Annotated in this window: 18 protein-coding genes; 16 read left to right on the forward strand and 2 right to left on the reverse strand. The window is 73.4% G+C overall.

Annotated elements, in window-relative coordinates:
• Nucleotides 1–2: 2 nt before the first annotated feature.
• The 3 genes from rplM to glmM are packed head-to-tail and all read left to right on the forward strand — an operon-like array spanning nt 3 to nt 2352.
• Nucleotides 3–449, forward strand: coding sequence for a 50S ribosomal protein L13 (gene rplM / locus ABD230_RS17925; protein ID WP_344378143.1), 447 nt, complete (start codon nt 3–5; stop codon nt 447–449).
• Nucleotides 450–486: 37 nt separating this feature from the next.
• Nucleotides 487–969, forward strand: coding sequence for a 30S ribosomal protein S9 (rpsI, locus tag ABD230_RS17930; protein ID WP_344378145.1), 483 nt, complete (start codon nt 487–489; stop codon nt 967–969).
• A gap of 21 nt (nt 970–990) precedes the next feature.
• On the forward strand, nt 991–2352 hold the full coding sequence (glmM, locus tag ABD230_RS17935; RefSeq protein WP_344378148.1) for a phosphoglucosamine mutase: 1362 nt from the start codon (nt 991–993) through the stop codon (nt 2350–2352).
• A gap of 21 nt (nt 2353–2373) precedes the next feature.
• Here the strand turns inward: glmM and coaA are convergent, their stop codons facing one another.
• Complete coding sequence (gene coaA, locus ABD230_RS17940; protein WP_344378151.1) at nt 2374–3327, reverse strand: type I pantothenate kinase; 954 nt, start codon at nt 3325–3327, stop codon at nt 2374–2376.
• A 171-nt stretch (nt 3328–3498) separates the two neighbouring features.
• On the opposite strand from coaA, the gene glmS reads away from it, so the two are divergent.
• The 10 genes from glmS (at nt 3499) to ABD230_RS17990 (ending at nt 11660) form a co-directional block, all read left to right on the forward strand.
• Entirely contained in the window at nt 3499–5349 is a 1851-nt protein-coding gene (gene glmS, locus ABD230_RS17945; RefSeq protein ID WP_344378155.1) for a glutamine--fructose-6-phosphate transaminase (isomerizing), read from the forward strand.
• An 83-nt stretch (nt 5350–5432) separates the two neighbouring features.
• The gene (locus tag ABD230_RS17950; protein WP_344378158.1) at nt 5433–5843 is read left to right on the forward strand and encodes a holo-ACP synthase; all 411 of its coding nucleotides are present in this window, start codon (nt 5433–5435) and stop codon (nt 5841–5843) included.
• Nucleotides 5840–6979, forward strand: coding sequence for an alanine racemase (alr, locus tag ABD230_RS17955; RefSeq protein ID WP_344378160.1), 1140 nt, complete (start codon nt 5840–5842; stop codon nt 6977–6979). Before ABD230_RS17950 ends, alr begins: the two co-directional genes overlap by 4 nt.
• A complete protein-coding gene (gene tsaE / locus ABD230_RS17960; RefSeq protein ID WP_344378163.1) occupies nt 6979–7494 on the forward strand; it encodes a tRNA (adenosine(37)-N6)-threonylcarbamoyltransferase complex ATPase subunit type 1 TsaE in 516 nt (171 codons plus the stop codon). The genes alr and tsaE overlap by 1 nt, the downstream gene beginning before the upstream one ends.
• 69 nt (nt 7495–7563) lie before the next feature.
• Nucleotides 7564–8184, forward strand: a complete 621-nt coding sequence (gene tsaB / locus ABD230_RS17965; RefSeq protein WP_344378168.1) for a tRNA (adenosine(37)-N6)-threonylcarbamoyltransferase complex dimerization subunit type 1 TsaB — start codon at nt 7564–7566, stop codon at nt 8182–8184.
• 5 nt (nt 8185–8189) lie between these two features.
• Nucleotides 8190–8729: a ribosomal protein S18-alanine N-acetyltransferase gene (rimI, locus tag ABD230_RS17970; protein WP_344378295.1), complete on the forward strand. Its 540-nt coding sequence runs from the start codon at nt 8190–8192 to the stop codon at nt 8727–8729.
• Nucleotides 8726–9775 (forward strand): tRNA (adenosine(37)-N6)-threonylcarbamoyltransferase complex transferase subunit TsaD, encoded by a 1050-nt coding sequence (gene tsaD / locus ABD230_RS17975; protein ID WP_344378171.1) that lies wholly within the window; start codon nt 8726–8728, stop codon nt 9773–9775. Before rimI ends, tsaD begins: the two co-directional genes overlap by 4 nt.
• A 170-nt stretch (nt 9776–9945) precedes the next feature.
• A complete protein-coding gene (locus ABD230_RS17980; protein WP_344378173.1) occupies nt 9946–10326 on the forward strand; it encodes a DUF4190 domain-containing protein in 381 nt (126 codons plus the stop codon).
• Between the two features lie 28 nt (nt 10327–10354).
• Nucleotides 10355–11104 (forward strand): hypothetical protein, encoded by a 750-nt coding sequence (locus tag ABD230_RS17985; RefSeq protein WP_344378175.1) that lies wholly within the window; start codon nt 10355–10357, stop codon nt 11102–11104.
• Between the two features lie 22 nt (nt 11105–11126).
• Nucleotides 11127–11660, forward strand: a complete 534-nt coding sequence (locus tag ABD230_RS17990; RefSeq protein WP_344378178.1) for a hypothetical protein — start codon at nt 11127–11129, stop codon at nt 11658–11660.
• Here ABD230_RS17990 and ABD230_RS17995 read toward each other — a convergent pair.
• Nucleotides 11627–12859 carry a class I SAM-dependent methyltransferase gene (locus ABD230_RS17995; protein ID WP_344378181.1) on the reverse strand — a complete coding sequence of 411 codons (1233 nt, stop codon included), beginning with the start codon at nt 12857–12859 and terminating at the stop codon, nt 11627–11629. The genes ABD230_RS17990 and ABD230_RS17995 overlap by 34 nt on opposite strands.
• A gap of 130 nt (nt 12860–12989) precedes the next feature.
• On the opposite strand from ABD230_RS17995, the gene groES reads away from it, so the two are divergent.
• From groES to ABD230_RS18010, 3 genes are all read left to right on the forward strand, one after another.
• Entirely contained in the window at nt 12990–13286 is a 297-nt protein-coding gene (gene groES, locus ABD230_RS18000) for a co-chaperone GroES (protein ID WP_055894868.1), read from the forward strand.
• A gap of 184 nt (nt 13287–13470) precedes the next feature.
• On the forward strand, nt 13471–14427 hold the full coding sequence (gene rarD / locus ABD230_RS18005) for an EamA family transporter RarD (protein WP_344378186.1): 957 nt from the start codon (nt 13471–13473) through the stop codon (nt 14425–14427).
• Nucleotides 14428–14677: 250 nt separating this feature from the next.
• Nucleotides 14678–15970: an ABC transporter substrate-binding protein gene (locus ABD230_RS18010; protein WP_344378188.1), complete on the forward strand. Its 1293-nt coding sequence runs from the start codon at nt 14678–14680 to the stop codon at nt 15968–15970.
• Nucleotides 15971–16236: the final 266 nt, after the last annotated feature.

Raw genomic sequence — 16236 nt, forward strand, 5'->3', positions numbered from 1 at the left:
CTGTGACGCGCACCTACACCCCGAAGGCGAACGAGATCCAGCGCGACTGGGTCGTCATCGACGCCACCGACATCGTGCTCGGCCGCCTCGCGAGCCACGCTGCCGCGCTCCTGCGCGGCAAGCACAAGGCGATCTTCGCGAACCACGTCGACACCGGCGACCACGTGATCATCGTCAACGCCGGCAAGGTCGCCCTGACCGGCCAGAAGCTCGAGCAGAAGAAGGCCTACCGCCACTCCGGCTACCCGGGCGGCCTCAAGGCCGTCGGCTACGCCGAGCTGCTCGAGAAGAACCCCGTCCGCGCCGTCGAGAAGGCGATCCGCGGCATGCTCCCGAAGAACTCCCTCGGGCGCGCCCAGATCAAGAAGCTCAAGGTCTACGCCGGCCCGGAGCACCCGCACGCGGCCCAGCAGCCGAAGCCGTACACCCTGACCCAGGTCGCCCAGTAAGCCCGGCGCCGACGCGAAAAGGACTCAAGACACCACCATGGCGAAGATCGCAGACCAGATCGACCAGGCTCCCGAGAGCTACACCACCGAGTCGGCTCCGGCCGCCGCTCCCGCGGCGCGTCCCGTGCTGAACGTGTCGGGCGCGGCCGTCGGCCGTCGCAAGCAGGCCATCGCGCGCGTGCGCGTGGTCCCCGGTGCGGGCAACATCACGGTCAACGGCCGTGAGTTCGCGGACTACTTCCCGAACAAGCTCCACCAGCAGCTCATCACCGACCCCTTCACGGTCCTCGAGCTCGGCGGCTCGTACGACGTCGTCGCGCGCATCACCGGCGGCGGCCCCTCGGGCCAGGCCGGTGCCCTCCGCCTCGCGATCGCTCGTGCGCTGAACGAGATCGACCGCGAGAACAACCGTCCGACCCTGAAGAAGGCCGGCTTCCTCACGCGCGACGCCCGCGTCATCGAGCGCAAGAAGGCCGGTCTCAAGAAGGCCCGCAAGGCGCCCCAGTTCTCGAAGCGCTGAGCGCGAGAACCGGCACCTCACATGCCTCGGCTCTTCGGAACCGACGGGGTCCGGGGCCTGGCCAACCGTGAACTCACGGCTGACCTGGCCCTGGGCCTCGCCCAGGCGGCTGCCGCGGTCCTCACCCAGGGCCGCCACGCCGACGAACTCCGGGCGGCCGGCCGCCGCCCGGTGGCGATCGTCGCCCGCGACCCGCGCGTGTCGGGCGAGTTCCTGACGGCCGCCGTCTCGGCCGGCCTCGCCAGTTCCGGCGTCGACGTCCTCGACGCCGGCGTCATCCCCACGCCCGCGACGGCGTTCCTCATCGACAGCATCGGCGCCGACTTCGGCGTGATGATCTCGGCGTCGCACAACCCCGCTCCCGACAACGGGATCAAGTTCTTCTCGTTCGGCGGCACGAAGCTGCCCGACGAGGTCGAGGACCGCATCGAGTCCTACCTCGGCAAGCAGAAGCTCGCCCCGACCGGCGACGGCGTCGGTCGAATCCGCCGCTTCGCCGACGCCGAGGACCGCTACGTGGTCCACCTGCTCGGCACGCTGCCCAACCGCCTCGAGGGCCTCACCGTCGTCCTCGACTGCGCGCACGGCGCCGCCGCCGGCGTGTCGCCGGAGACCTTCCGCGACGCCGGCGCCGAGGTCATCGTGATCGGCGCCGATCCCGACGGCATGAACATCAACGACGGCGTCGGCTCGACGCACCTCGAGCACCTGCAGCAGGCCGTGCTCGAGCACGGCGCCGACCTCGGCATCGCGCACGACGGCGACGCCGACCGCTGCCTCGCCGTCGACGCCGACGGCAACGTCATCGACGGCGACCGCATCATGGCGATCCTCGCCGTCTCGATGCAGGAGCGCGGCACGCTCACCGACGACACCCTCGTGGTCACGGTGATGTCGAACCTCGGCCTGAAGCGCGCGATGGCCGAGCGCGGCATCCGCGTCGTCGAGACCAGGGTCGGCGACCGGTACGTGCTCGAGGCCCTCGCCGAGGGCGGCTACGCCCTCGGCGGCGAGCAGTCCGGGCACGTCATCATGACCGAGTTCGCGACCACGGGCGACGGCGTGCTGACCGGCCTCCACCTGGCGGCCGAGATGGCCCGCACCGGCAAGTCGCTCGCCGAGCTCGCCGAGGTCATGACGGTCTACCCGCAGGTGCTCGTGAACGTCCGCGACGTCGACCACCACGCGCTGCACGACGACGCCGGCATCGCCGACGCCGTCCGCGGCGTCGAGGCGGAGCTCGGCGACACCGGGCGCGTGCTGCTGCGCCCGTCGGGCACCGAGCCCATGGTGCGCGTCATGGTCGAGGCCGCCGAGCAGGCGGACGCCGAGTCGCACGCCAACCGTCTCGCCGACGTCGTCCGCGAGCGCCTGGCGCACTGAGGCGGCGGGCGCGGGCCGCCGTCAGAGCTTGCGCAGCAACACGCTCGACACGGTGTGGTCGGCGTCCTTGCGGAGCACGAGCGAGGCCCGCGACCGGGTCGGCCGGATGTTCTGCAGCAGGTTCGGCTCGTTGATCGACTGCCAGATCGAGCGCGCCCTGGCGCGAGCCTCGTCCTCGGTCAGGCTGGCGTAGCGGTGGAAGTACGAGCGCGGGTTCGAGAACGCCCCGCGCTGCAGCTTGAGGAACCGCTCCTCGTACCAGCGGGCGATGTCGCGCGTGCGCGCGTCGACGTAGATCGTGAAGTCGAACAGGTCGCTCACCGCGAGCCGATGGCCCGGGCCGGGCGGCTGCAGCACGTTGAGCCCCTCGACGATCAGCACGTCGGGGCGCCGGACCGTGATCTGGGCGTCGGGCACGATGTCGTAGGCGAGGTGCGAGTAGAAGGGCGAGCGGACCTCCGGCGCGCCGGACTTCACCTCGCTCACGAACCGGAGCAGGGCCCGGCGGTCGTACGACTCGGGGAAGCCCTTGCGCGCCATGAGGCCGCGGCGCTCGAGCTCGGCGTTGGGGAAGAGGAAGCCGTCCGTCGTGACGAGCTCGACCCGCGGGGTGTGCTCCCAGCGGGCGAGGAGCTCGCGGAGCAGGCGCGCGATCGTCGACTTGCCCACGGCGACCGACCCGGCGACGCCGATGACGAACGGCGTCGCCTCGAAGCGCTCGCGGAGGAAGGTGCTCGTGACCTCGTGCAGCGCCTTCGTGCCGCCGACGTAGAGGTTCAGCAGCCGGCTGAGCGGGAGGTACACCTCGGCGACCTCGCGGAGGTCGAGGGGTTCGCCGAGGCCGCGCAGCTGCACGATCTCGGTCTCTCGGAGCGGCGCCGGCATGGACGGCGCGAGGGCCGCCCACGAGTCTCGGTCGAGTTCGACGAACGGGGAGGGCTGCGTGTGCGTCGACGGGCTCTGCGGATCGGGCACCGGGACAGTCTAGTGCGGGCGCGCCGACGCCCCTGACGGGCCCTCCGACGGAGCGCCGACGGGTGCTCCGGCCGAGCGTCGACGCCTGCTCCGACGGGGTGTCGAGGCGTCCAGGGTCCGCCCTCCACCGGCCCGGCGGTCGCACAGGTCGCCGCGGATACAATCGAGCCCATGTGTGGAATCGTCGGATACGTCGGAGAGCGCAACAGCCTCGACGTCCTCATGGGCGGCCTTCGCCGCCTCGAATACCGTGGCTACGACTCGGCGGGCGTCGCCGTCGTCGACGGCTCGGGCGACATCGAGACGGCCAAGCGCGCCGGCAAGCTGCAGGTGCTCGCCGACGAACTCGATCGGCACCCCATCCGCCCCGGCGGAACCGGCATCGGCCACACCCGCTGGGCGACCCACGGCGGGCCCACCGATCGGAACGCGCACCCGCACCTCGGCGACGAGGGCCGGCTGGCGCTCATCCACAACGGCATCATCGAGAACTTCGCCGAGCTGAAGGACGGGCTGCTGGCCGAGGGCTTCTCGTTCGAGTCCGAGACCGACACCGAGGTCGCCGCGGTCCTCCTCGGCAGGCTCTACGGCGAGACCGGCGACCTGCGCGAGGCGTTCCGTCGCACGGTGTCGCAGCTCGAGGGCGCGTTCACGCTCCTCGCCGTCCACAAGGACGAGCCGGGCGTCGTCGTCGGCGCGCGCCGGAACTCCCCGCTCGTGATCGGGCTGGGCGACGGCGAGAACTTCCTCGGGTCCGACGTCGCGGCGTTCGTGGAGTACACCAAGCGCGCGGTCGCGATCGGCCAGGACCAGATCGTCGCGATCACCGCCGAGGGCGTCACGGTCACCGACTTCGACGGCGCCGTCGTCGAGGTCGAGCCCTTCGACGTCGCGTGGGACGCGTCGGCCGCCGAGAAGGGCGGCTGGTCGTCCTTCATGCGCAAGGAGGTCTCCGAGCAGCCCGACGCGGTGGCGAACACGATCCGCGGCCGGATCACCGACGGGGTCGTGGCCATCCCGGAGCTCGAGGGCTTCGGAGACGACGCGCTGCGCGACATCCGCCGCATCACGGTCGTCGCCTGCGGCACCGCCGCGTACGCGGGCATGGTGGCGAAGTACGCCATCGAGCAGTGGGCCCGCATCCCCGTCGAGGTCGAGCTGAGCCACGAGTTCCGCTACCGGGACCCGGTCATCGACGAGCACACGCTCGTCGTCTCGATCAGCCAGTCCGGCGAGACCATGGACACGCTGATGGCCGTGAAGTACGCGCGCGAGCAGGGCGCCAGGGCGATCTCGGTCTGCAACACGCAGGGCGCCACCATCCCGCGCGAGTCCGACGCGGTCGTCTACACCCACGCCGGTCCCGAGGTCGCGGTCGCCTCGACGAAGGCGTTCGTCGCCCAGATCACGGCGCTCTACCTCTTCGGCCTCCACCTCGCTCGCGTGCGCGGCACGCTCAGCGACGCCCGGCTCGCCGAGCAGGTCGAGGAGCTGCAGGCCGTCCCCGAGAAGATCGGCACCGTGCTCGAGCAGGCGGACCGGGTCGGCGAGCTCGCGCACTGGATGAGCGACACCCGCTCGGTGCTCTTCCTCGGCCGCCACGTCGGGTACCCGATCGCGCTCGAGGGCGCGCTGAAGCTCAAGGAGCTCGCGTACATCCACGCCGAGGGCTTCGCGGCGGGCGAGCTCAAGCACGGCCCGATCGCGCTCATCGAGCCGGGCCAGCCGGTCTTCGTGGTCGTGCCGAGCCCGCGCCACTCGGCGAACCTGCACCCGAAGGTCGTCTCGAACATCCAGGAGATCCGCGCGCGCGGCGCCCGCGTCATCGCGATCGCCGAGGCGGGGGATGCCGCGGTGCTGCCGTTCGCCGACGAGGTGATCCGGATCCCGCTGGCCGCGCCGCTCTTCGAGCCGCTGCTCGCGGTCGTGCCGCTGCAGATCTTCGCGATGGAGCTCTCGCAGGCCAAGGGCCTCGACGTCGACCAGCCGCGCAACCTGGCGAAGTCCGTCACCGTGGAGTGAGCGCGGCGCGGGTGCCGGCCGGTCCGGCACCCGCGCGCGCCTCCGGTGCGGCAGACTCGAACCGTGGGCACGGGAGGGAACGCGTGATCGCGGGCATCGGCATCGACGTGGTCGACATCGCGCGCTTCGGGCGGTCGCTCGAGCGCACGCCCGGACTGACGGAGCGCCTGTTCGCCGAGAGCGAACGCGAGCGGCCGGTGCGGTCCCTCGCCGCGCGCTTCGCGGCGAAGGAGGCGCTGATCAAGGCGCTCGGCGGCCACGCCGTCATCCGCTGGCACGACATGCGCATCGTGCAGGACGCCGACGGCAACCCCGACTTCGCCCTCTCCGGCGCACTGTCCGCCCACGTCGAGTCGCTCGGCATCGACCGCGTCCACCTGTCCATGAGCCACGACGCCGGCATCGCGAGCGCCTTCGTGGTGCTCGAGCGCGGCGTCGGACGGGCGGCCTCCTCGCGGGAGGCGCTCGCCGCACCGACCGAGGAGACCCCGTGAACCCGCGCCACGTGCGCTCGCCCTTCCGAGAGGCCGTCGTCGACCTCGACGCCGTGCGTGCGAACGTCGCGCACCTCGCCTCGATCGTCGCGCCGGCGCGCGTGATGGCGGTCGTCAAGGCCGACGCGTACGGCCACGGAGCCGTCCCGGTCGCACGGGCCGCGCTCGCCGGCGGCGCGCACGAGCTCGGCGTCGCCGACCTCGACGAGGCGCACGCGCTGCGCGACGCCGGCATCGACGCGCCCCTGCTGGCGTGGCTGCACGATCCGGCGGCCCGGTTCGAGCCCGCGATCGCGCACGGCATCGAGCTCGGCGTCTCGTCGCTCGCGCAGCTCGAGGCGATGGCGGATGCCGCGACCGGGGCCGGGAGCGCGGCGACCGTGCACCTCAAGCTCGACACCGGCCTCAGTCGCAACGGCATCGCCCGGGACGACTGGGCGTCCGTGGTCGCGCGCGCCGCCGACCTCGAGGATGACGGCCGGATCCGGGTCCGCGGGCTGTTCAGCCACCTGTCGAACACGTCCCCGGGCGAGGACGCGGCGCAGCTCCAGGCGTTCCTCGACGGGGTGGCCCGAGCCGAGCGGGCGGGGCTGTCGCCCGACGTGCGACACCTCGCGGCCACGGCCGGCGCCCTGCGGATGCCCGACGCGCGCCTCGACCTGGTCCGCGTGGGCATCGGCGTCTACGGCGTGCCGCCGTTCGGCGACGGCACGACCGCAGCCGAGCTCGGCCTGCGCCCGGCGATGACGCTGCGCGGGCGCATCGCCGCGGTCCGGCGGGTGGATCCCGGCACCGGGGCGTCCTACGGCTACACGTGGCGCGCGCCGCATCCGACCACCCTCGCGCTCGTGCCGCTCGGCTACGCCGACGGCGTGCCGCGGCAGGCGTCGGGCCGCGCGGAGGTCGCGATCGACGGCGTCCGGTACCCCGTCGCCGGCCGGATCGCCATGGACCAGTTCCTCGTCGACGTCGGCGAGGCGGAGGTCGCCGTCGGCGACGAGGTCGTGCTCTTCGGCGATCCGGCCACCGGCGCGCCGTCGGCCGACGACTGGGGCGACGCGGCCGACACGATCGGCTACGAGATCGTCACGCGCATCGGGTCGCGCGTGCCGCGCACGCACCTGGAGGGGTCCTGATGCGCCGCACGATCCCCGACGCCGACGCGATGGAGTCGCTCGGGCGCGAACTCGGCGGCGAGCTGCGGGCCGGCGACCTCGTGGTGCTCACCGGCCCCCTCGGGGCCGGCAAGACGACGCTCACCCGGGGCATCGGCGCGGGGCTCCGGGTCCGCGGCCCGGTCCAGAGCCCGACGTTCGTGCTCGCGCGCACGCATCCGAACCTCGCCGGCGGGCCCCCCCTCGTGCACGTCGACGCGTACCGACTGGGCGGCGCCGCCGAGCTCGAGGACCTCGACCTCGACTTCGCGCGCGCGGTCGTGGTCGTCGAGTGGGGTGCCGGGCTCCTCGACGGCGTGAGCGACTCGTGGCTCGAGGCCGTCATCGCCCGTCCGCACGGCGCCTCGGGCGAGACGACGGCCGACGACGACCTGGACGCCGACGAGCCGCGCACCGTCGACCTGCTCGGGCACGGTCCGCGGTGGGCGGGCACGCCCTTCTCGGTGCAGGCGGAACTCGAGGGCGGCCGGGGCTGACCTCGTGCCTGCGTCGGCCGGTGCCGGCGCACGGCGGGCTCCCGGCCCCGCGCATCTAGGCTTGATGCCATGCTCCTCGCGATCGACACGTCCACCGGGACGAGCGTCGCCGTGGTCGACCGGGACGGCGGCATCCTCGCCGAGGTCGGCACCGACGACACCATGCGGCACGCCGAGGTCATCGGCGACGGCATCCGCGACGTGCTCGATCGCGCGGGCGTGACGCCCGCCGACCTCTCCGGCGTCGCCGCAGGCATGGGCCCGGGGCCGTTCACGGGACTCCGCGTCGGCATCGCCGCCGCTCGGGCGTTCGCGCTCGGCATCGGGCGCCCCGTCGTGCCCGTGGTCAGCCACGACGCGGTCGCGCTGGCGTGGTACGCCGCCGGGGGAGCGGGTCCGCTGCAGGTGGTGACCGACGCGCGCCGGCGCGAGTCCGCCGTGACGGAGTACGACGGCCTCGACGCCGACGGGCTGCCCGTCCGGGTCCGGCCGCCGCGACTCGAGCCGCGCGACGCCGTGCCCGAGGCCGCCGGCGTGCGCCTCGATGCCGACACCGTCTCGGCCGGTTCGCTCGGCATGGTCGCCGAACTGGCCCACGCCGCACGGCGGCTGCCCGTCGCCGACGACGAGGCGCTCTACCTGCGCGCGCCCGACGTGACGCCGTCCGCCGGGAAGCGGGTGCTCCGGTGAGCCTCATGCTGCGCCGGGCCGGCCTCGACGACCTGGCCGCGATCATGCGGCTCGAGCGGGAGACCTTCGCCGGCGACGCCTGGTCGGAGTCCGCGATGCGGTCCGAGCTGTCCGGCGCCCATACGTACTACCTCGTCGCGATCGACGACGCACGGCCCGCCGATCCGGTCGCGTACGCGGGCCTGCTCGCGCCGCGCGGGTCGGGGCAGGGCGACATCCAGACCATCGCCGTCGACACGGCGCACCGCGGCCGCGGGCTCGGTCGCGCGCTCATGCACGCGCTCATCGACGAGGCGCGGCGGCGCGAGGCGACGGAGGTGTTCCTCGAGGTGCGTGCGGACAACCCCGTGGCGCAGGCGCTCTACGAGTCCCTCGGGTTCGTCGGGATCGGCGTCCGTCGCGGCTACTACCAGCCCGACGGGGTCGACGCGATCGCGATGCGCCTCGAGGTGCCGCCCGCCGTCGCCCGCCCCGCCGTCGCCCGCCCCGCCGCGGCGGCCGACCGGCCCGACTCGCCCATCGCCCCCGCAGGAGGACCGCTGTGAACCGCGACGCCCCGCTCGTGCTCGGCATCGAGACCTCCTGCGACGAGACCGGCGTCGGCATCGTCCGCGGCACCGAACTGCTCGCCAACGCCATCGCCTCGTCGATGGAGGAGCACGCGCGCTACGGAGGGATCGTGCCGGAGGTGGCCGCGCGCGCCCACCTCGAGGCGCTCGGCCCCACGATCCGTGCGGCGCTCGACGAGGCATCCGTCGACCTCGCCGACCTCGACGCCGTCGCCGTGACGAGCGGACCCGGGCTCGCGGGCGCGCTCATGGTGGGCGTCGGCGCCGCCAAGGCGCTCGCGCTCTCGCTCGGGACGCCCGTCTACGCCGTGAACCACCTGGTCGGGCACGTCGGCGCCGACCTGCTCGGCGGCGAACCGCTCGAGACGCCGAGCATCGCGCTGCTCGTCTCGGGCGGGCACACGTCGCTGCTGCTCGTGCGCGACCTCGACTCCGACGTCGAGCTGCTCGGCGAGACGATCGACGACGCCGCCGGCGAGGCCTTCGACAAGGTCGCGCGACTGCTCGGCCTGCCGTACCCCGGAGGCCCCGAGATCGATCGGGCCGCGGTCGGCGGCGACCCCGACGCCATCCGCTTCCCCCGCGGCCTCACGCGTCCGAAGGACCTCGAACGGCATCGCTACGACTTCTCGTTCTCGGGCCTCAAGACCGCCGTGGCGCGGTGGGTCGAGCAGCGCGAGGCGGCCGGCGAGCCCGTGCCGCTCGCCGACGTCGCGGCGAGCTTCCGGGAGGCCGTCGTCGACGTGCTCGTGTCGAAGGCCATCGCGGCGTGCACCGACCTCGGGGTGCCCCGTCTGCTCCTCGGCGGCGGGGTCGTGGCCAACCGGCGGCTGCGCGAGGTCGCGGAGCAGCGCGCGGATGCCGCGGGCATCGCGCTGCGCATCCCGCCGCTGTCGCTCTGCACCGACAACGGCGCCATGATCGCCGCGCTCGGGTCCCGCCTGATCATGGCCGGGCACGAGCCGTCCGGCCTGGGGTTCGGGGCGGACTCGACCCTGCCGGTGACCGACATCCAGACCTGAGTCGCGACGGGCAGCGGTCCCCACCGCGGCGCAGGCGGCGCTCGCGCTATGGTGAGCGTGAAAGACCCCGCGAACGCGGGGCGTCGACCCGCGTCCCGAATCGTTGACACCGCGCCCGGGGCGCTGCCAGCATGGCCGGGTCCACGCTTGCACATGAGGGAGAGCAGCACATGACCGACCCCAACACGCCGGATCCGAACGCGCAGAACGTCCCGCCGCCGCCGCCCGCGCAGCCGTCGCAGCCGGCGCCCGCGTACGGCTCCAGCCCGTCGTACGGCTCGAGCCCGTCGTACGGCGCCCCGGCGTCGCAGAAGACCAACGTCCTGGCGATCGTGTCGCTGGTCTCGGCGTTCTTCATCTCGCTCGTCGCGATCATCACGGGCCACATCGCCCTGAGCCAGATCAAGAAGACCGGCGAGCAGGGCCGCGGCCTCGCCATCGCCGGCCTGATCATCGGCTACGCCGGGCTCGTCATCGGCATCATCGTCGCGATCGTCTGGTTCGCGATCATCGGCGCCGCGATCAGCAGCGGAAACTACACGACGTACTGATCCACCCGCAGCACGGAAGGGGCTCGACATGAGCGATCCCACCACCCCCGACCGACCGACGGAGCCGGACGCGCCGAACCCGTCGGAGCCGGCGGTGCCCGTGGAGCCCGTCGAGCCCCCCGTGCCCGCGGAGCCCGCCCCGCCCTCCGTGCCGGAGCCGGAGCCCAGCCCGCCGAGCGCGCCCGAACCGCCGACGGCGCCCGAGACGCCGGCCGCGCCGGAGGTCCCCGGTGCCCCCGAGCCGCCCGGTGCTCCCGAGCCGCCGGCGCCGCCCGCCCCTCCGGTCGTGCCGCCGCCGGCGGGCCCGGCGACGCCGTACGGCGCAACGAGCACCCCGCCTCCGCCCGCCGCCGACGCAGGTGCGCCCGGCGCCGCCGCCACGGCCGGCGGGCCGTGGGATCCCGTCGCGCCGCCCGCGGCCGGCGCGGTCCCTCCCGCCGTGGGCTCGGTCGCCTACGGCGCCTCGGCCGCGTACGCCGCCCCGTCGTCCGCCCGGCCCACCCCGGTCCTCAGCCTGATCTCGCTGATCGCGGGCATCATCGGCGTGGTCGGCTCGCCCATCGCGATCATCCCGTTCGTCGGCGGCGTCCTGCAGCTCTTCGTGCCGACGGCAGCCGTCATCCTCGGCTTCCTCGGGCGCAGCAAGGAGCCCGCGTCCCGGGGCATGTGGCTGACCGGCCTCATCCTCGGCTTCGTGGGCATCGGAATCGCCCTGCTCTCCTTCATCCTCTGGGGCGTGCTGTTCGGCGCGCCCGGTCGGTACTACTTCGGCTACTGAGGCGCCCGTGACGGACGAACGGATGCCGCCCGACGCAGACGGGCCGCGGAGCCCGGCCACGCCGGCCCGGCCGCCGGTGCGCGACGAACCCCGCACCGCCGCGCCGCGCCCGGAACGCCGCCCCGCCGAACCGGCCCGCCCCGCGGACCCGCCGGCGTCGGGCGCCGCCCGGCCCGCCGCGCCGACCGAGTACGACGTGCCGTTCGACACGGGCGAGCTGCACGCGCTGCCGACGGGCCAGCTGCTCACCGTCGGCCGCCCGGCCTCGCCCCGCGTGGAGTCCGTCGCCGAGTACGAGGAGGAGGACGAGCAGCGTCGCGTCTACAGCCGCGTCGCCGCCGTGATCGGCTCGATCGGCGCGATCGCGTCGCTCTTCGTCGGCTGGATGCTGCCGCTCTCGCTCGCGGCGATCGTCTTCGGGGTGCTCGGGCTGCGCCGCGAGGAGCACGGCCGCGTGCTCGCATTCGTCGGGATCGGCACGGGCGTGACCGGCCTCGTGTTCTCGGGCGTGTGGATCGGCTACTACGCGATCGTGTTCGACGCGCTCCCGACCTGAGCCTCGGCCGGCGGCATCCGCTCGACGAGGACGGCGACGTGCCGGCCCTCCTCGCGCGTGAGCACGATCGTGGCCGACGCGTCGCCCTTGAGCTTGAGGCGCGTGCGCAGCGCTGCGGGGTCGACGTCGACCCCCCGCTTCTTGATCTCGAGCGTGCCGACCCCGCGCTCCTGCAGTTCACGTCGGAGGCTGCGCTCGTCCGCGGGCAGTCGCTCCAGCACGCGGAAGCCGCGCGCGAACGGCGTGTGCACCTCGCGGTCGCCGGTCAGGTACGCGATGCCGTCGCTCAGCATCCAGGCACCCATCGAGCGCGCGAGGTCGCCGATGAGCCGGGCGCGGATGACGGCGCCGTCGGGCTCGTACAGGTAGTCGCCGAGCGGCCCCACCGGGGCGTCCTCGGAGTCCGCCGGGGCGACCAGCTCGTGGGCCGCGTCGCCGCGGATCACGAGCGCCGCGCGGCCGATGCCCGCGCGAGCGAGCGCGCCCGTCCAGACGACGAGTTCGACGACGTCGCCGTCGACCGACACCCACTGGGCCTCCGCGCCGTCGGGGACGACGTCGCGGTCGGTGCCCGGGCCGAGCTTCACCCCGACGGGCATGCGCTCGGCGAGGCCGAACACGAAGTCGAGCGGCGGCGAGTACTCGGCGGCGTCGGCCAGGCGGGTCGTGGTCCCACCGGACGTGGTGCGGCGCGCGGGGTCGAGCCACGCCGCATCGATGCCGCCGAGCGCGACGTCCTCAGCGCGTGCGTGCAGGACCCGCACCTTGGGGAACGGCGTGAGGTTGAAGGCCGCGACGGCGGCCGTGACCTCGTCGGCCTCCGCGGCGGTCACCTCGAGGTCGATCGCGGCCATGGCGAGGGCGTCGCCGCCGATGCCGCAGCCGAGGTCGGCGACGTGGCGGAACCCGGCGCGGGCGAACCGTCCGGCGTGCAGCGCGGCGACGCGGAGGCGGGTCGCCTGCTCGAGGCCGGGTCCGGTGAAGAGCATCCGGTCGGCGAACTCGCCGAACTTGGCGCGCGCCTTCGAACGGAGCCGTGACTGGCTGAGCACGGCCGCGACGAGCCCGGGGTCGTGGCCCCGCTTGCGCAGGTCGGCGACGACCCTGACGACGTCGGACCGCGACGAGTACGCGGGCAGCGAGTCGAGCAGCGCGAGGCCCTCGGGGGAGAGCAGCCGCACCAGCTCGTCGCGTTCCACGCGGGCCACGCTAGCACCGCGCCCGGCGCTGGCACTCACGTTGCACGAGTGCCAGAACCCCCTTAGACTCGGCTTAGCACTCTCGTCCAGAGGCTGCTAACCCCAGTCTTCGTCAAGAAAGAGGTCAACCGTGTCGGTTTCCATCAAGCCGCTCGAGGATCGCATCGTCATCAAGCAGGTCGAGGCCGAGCAGACCACCGCCTCCGGCCTGGTCATCCCCGACACCGCCAAGGAGAAGCCCCAGGAGGGCGAGGTCGTGGCGGTCGGCCCGGGCCGCATCGACGACAACGGCAACCGCGTGCCGCTCGACGTGGCCGTCGGCGACAAGGTGATCTACTCGAAGTACGGCGGCACCGAGGTGAAGTTCGGCGGCGAGGACTACCTCGTGCTGTCGGCCCGCGACGTGCTCGCGGTCGTCGTCCGCTAGTCGACACCGGCTCGTCCGCGGCCCGGATGCCACACGGCATCCGGGCCGCGTCGCGTCTCCGGGACGACGCGAACGGGGCCCGGTCCGCGTGCCGTGCGGCCGGCTCGCGTCCGCGGCGGGATGTCGACGGTGGACGGCAGTCGACGCGCCGTGACGTGTCCGCGGTCGCGCGTAGGCTTGCCGCGTGTCATCCGCTCCGTCCACCGCCGCGCCGGCGCGCGGCCTGACCGACGGTCCGAGCCGCAGCGGACTCGTCTTCGCGGTCTCGGCCTACGGCCTCTGGGGGTTCCTCCCCGTCTACTTCATCGCCCTCGCACCGACGGGTCCCGTCGAGATCGTGGCGTGGCGCATCCTGCTGTCGCTCGTCTTCTGCGGCGCCCTCATCGCGATCACGCGCACCTGGCGTCCCTTCCGCGCGCTCCTGCGCGACCGCCGGGTGGTGCTCACGATGGGCGCGGCCGGCGTGCTCATCTTCGCCAACTGGCTGACGTACGTCTACGCCACCCTGAGCGGGCAGGTCGTCGAGGCGGCGCTGGGGTACTTCATCAACCCGATCGTGACGGTCTTCCTCGGCGTGCTCGTGCTCCGCGAGCGGCTGAACGCCGTGCAGTGGACGGCGGTCGGCATCTCCATCGTCGCGGTCGCGGTCCTCGCCGTCGGGTACGGGCAGCTGCCCTGGATCGCACTCGTGCTCGCCTTCAGCTTCGGCTTCTACGGGCTCATCAAGAAGCACGTCGGGCCCCGGGTCGACGCGATCTCGGGGCTCACGCTCGAGACGGCGTGGCTCGCGCCGGTCGCCGCGATCCTGCTCGTGGTCGTCGCCTCGACGACGGGCCTCACGATGGGCACGGTGAGCGGATGGCACACGGTGCTGCTGGCCGGCGCGGGTGCGGTCACCGCCGTCCCGCTCCTGCTGTTCGCGGCCGCGTCGCGGCGACTCCCGCTGATCTACATGGGCTTCATCCAGTACTTCGCGCCCTTCATCCAGTTCCTCGTCGGCGTGTTCGTGCTCCAGGAGCCGATGCCGCCGGAGCGCTGGCTCGGGTTCGGCCTGGTCTGGATCGCGCTGGTCGTGCTCACGTTCGACCTCGTGCGCGGTGCGCGGGCGGCGCGCCGCGCGGCCTCGCTCGAGCCGGTCTGAGTCAGGGCACGGCCCCCGGACGGGGGTTCGCGCCGCGGGGCCGGAATGGTGCACGCGTGCGCGAAACTGCGGCGGAACGCCGGATTCGTGCGCATGACCTTCGCCGCATGACACTCGGATAACGATTCCGTGTGCGTTACCGGGTTGTGATCGCCGCAATCTTGTTTCCGCTCCGGCCCGGCAATACGGTCGATACACCGGCGTCGACAGACGCTGTTTGTGTACCGATCCTTCAGTCCCAAGGAGCATCATGAGCGTATTCGCGAGGGCCAACGCCTCGCGCTCGGCTCGCGCGGCTTGGACGGGCATCGCCGTTGCCGGCGTTTCCGCCCTCCTCCTCACCGCGTGCAGCACGGGCGGCGACACCGCACCGGCCGAGTCAGAGGCGCCGGCAGACACCGGTGACGCCCTGCCCATCGAGGCGGGTGACCGCGACCTCACCCTGAAGGTCGGCACCATCCTGCCGCAGTCCGGCACCCTCGCCTTCCTCGGCCCGCCCGAGGAAGCCGGTGTGGCGCTCGCCGCGGAGGAGATCAACGACGCCGACGCAGGCATCTCGGTCGAGGTCGTCTACCGCGACTCGGGTGACACCACGACCGACATCGCGACCGTCTCGGTCACCGACCTCCTCTCGCAGGACGTGTCGGCGATCATCGGTGCGGCGTCGTCGGGCGTGTCCTTCACGGTCATCGACCAGATCACGTCGGCCGGCGTCGTGCACTTCTCGCCGGCCAACACGTCGCCCGACTTCACGGACTACGACGACAACGGCCTGTACTTCCGCACGGCCCCGTCCGACCTGCTCCAGGGCGAGGTCCTCGGCAACCTGATCGCGTCCGACGGCGCGTCGACGCTGGGCCTGCTCGTGCTGAACGACCCGTACGGCACGGGTCTGGCCGACGCCACCAAGGAGGCCTTCGAGGCCGCCGGCGGCGAGGTCGTGGCCGAGGAGCTGTTCAACACCGGTGACTCGAACTTCGACGCGCAGCTGTCGTCGATCAACGCCGCCAACCCCGACGCGGTCGCGGTCATCACGTTCGACGAGGCGAAGGTCGTCGTGCCGGCGCTCGTCGGCGCGGGCTACCCGGGCGACCAGCTGTACTTCGTCGACGGCAACCTGGCCGACTACAGCGCGGACTTCGCTCCCGGCCTGGTCGCCGGCGCGAAGGGCACGCTGCCCGGCCCGCAGCTCGAGGCGGACTTCCAGGACCGCATGCTGGGCATCGACCCCGCCCTCGACAGCTTCAGCTACGGCCCGGAGTCGTACGACGCGCTCATCCTCATCGCGCTGGCCGCCTACGCGGCGAACAGCACGGACGGTGCGGACATCGGCGCGTACCTGCAGCAGGTGTCGGGCGGCTCGGGCGACGGTGAGAAGGTCACGACCTTCGCCGACGCCGCGGCGCTCCTCGCCGAGGGCCAGCAGGTCGACTACGACGGTGCGTCCGGTCCGATCACGCTCGACGAGAACGGTGACCCGACCGAGGCCACCATCGGCATCTACCAGTACGGTGACGACAACACCTACACCCGCATCGGCTGATCTGCTGACGCGGTAGGGAGGGCCCCGGCTTCGGCCGGGGCCCTTTCGCGTGCCCGGGCCGTGGCGACCCATCGCAAGTGCGGGGCCGTTCCGGGGTGGTCGTCGTGCGCGTGGACGGGGGCCGAGGGGCGGCGGGATGCTGCGCGGTGCGGCGGACCCGGTCGCTGGGCGGGAACCTGCGCGAGGGGACGAGCGACGCGCGCGGACCCGGACACGGGGCGATGCGGCCTGCGCACCGAGCGAGGTGGGCGACGGCCGGCGGACCG

The sequence above is a fragment of the Agromyces tropicus genome (genome assembly GCF_039531345.1).
Lineage (GTDB): Bacteria > Actinomycetota > Actinomycetes > Actinomycetales > Microbacteriaceae > Agromyces > Agromyces tropicus.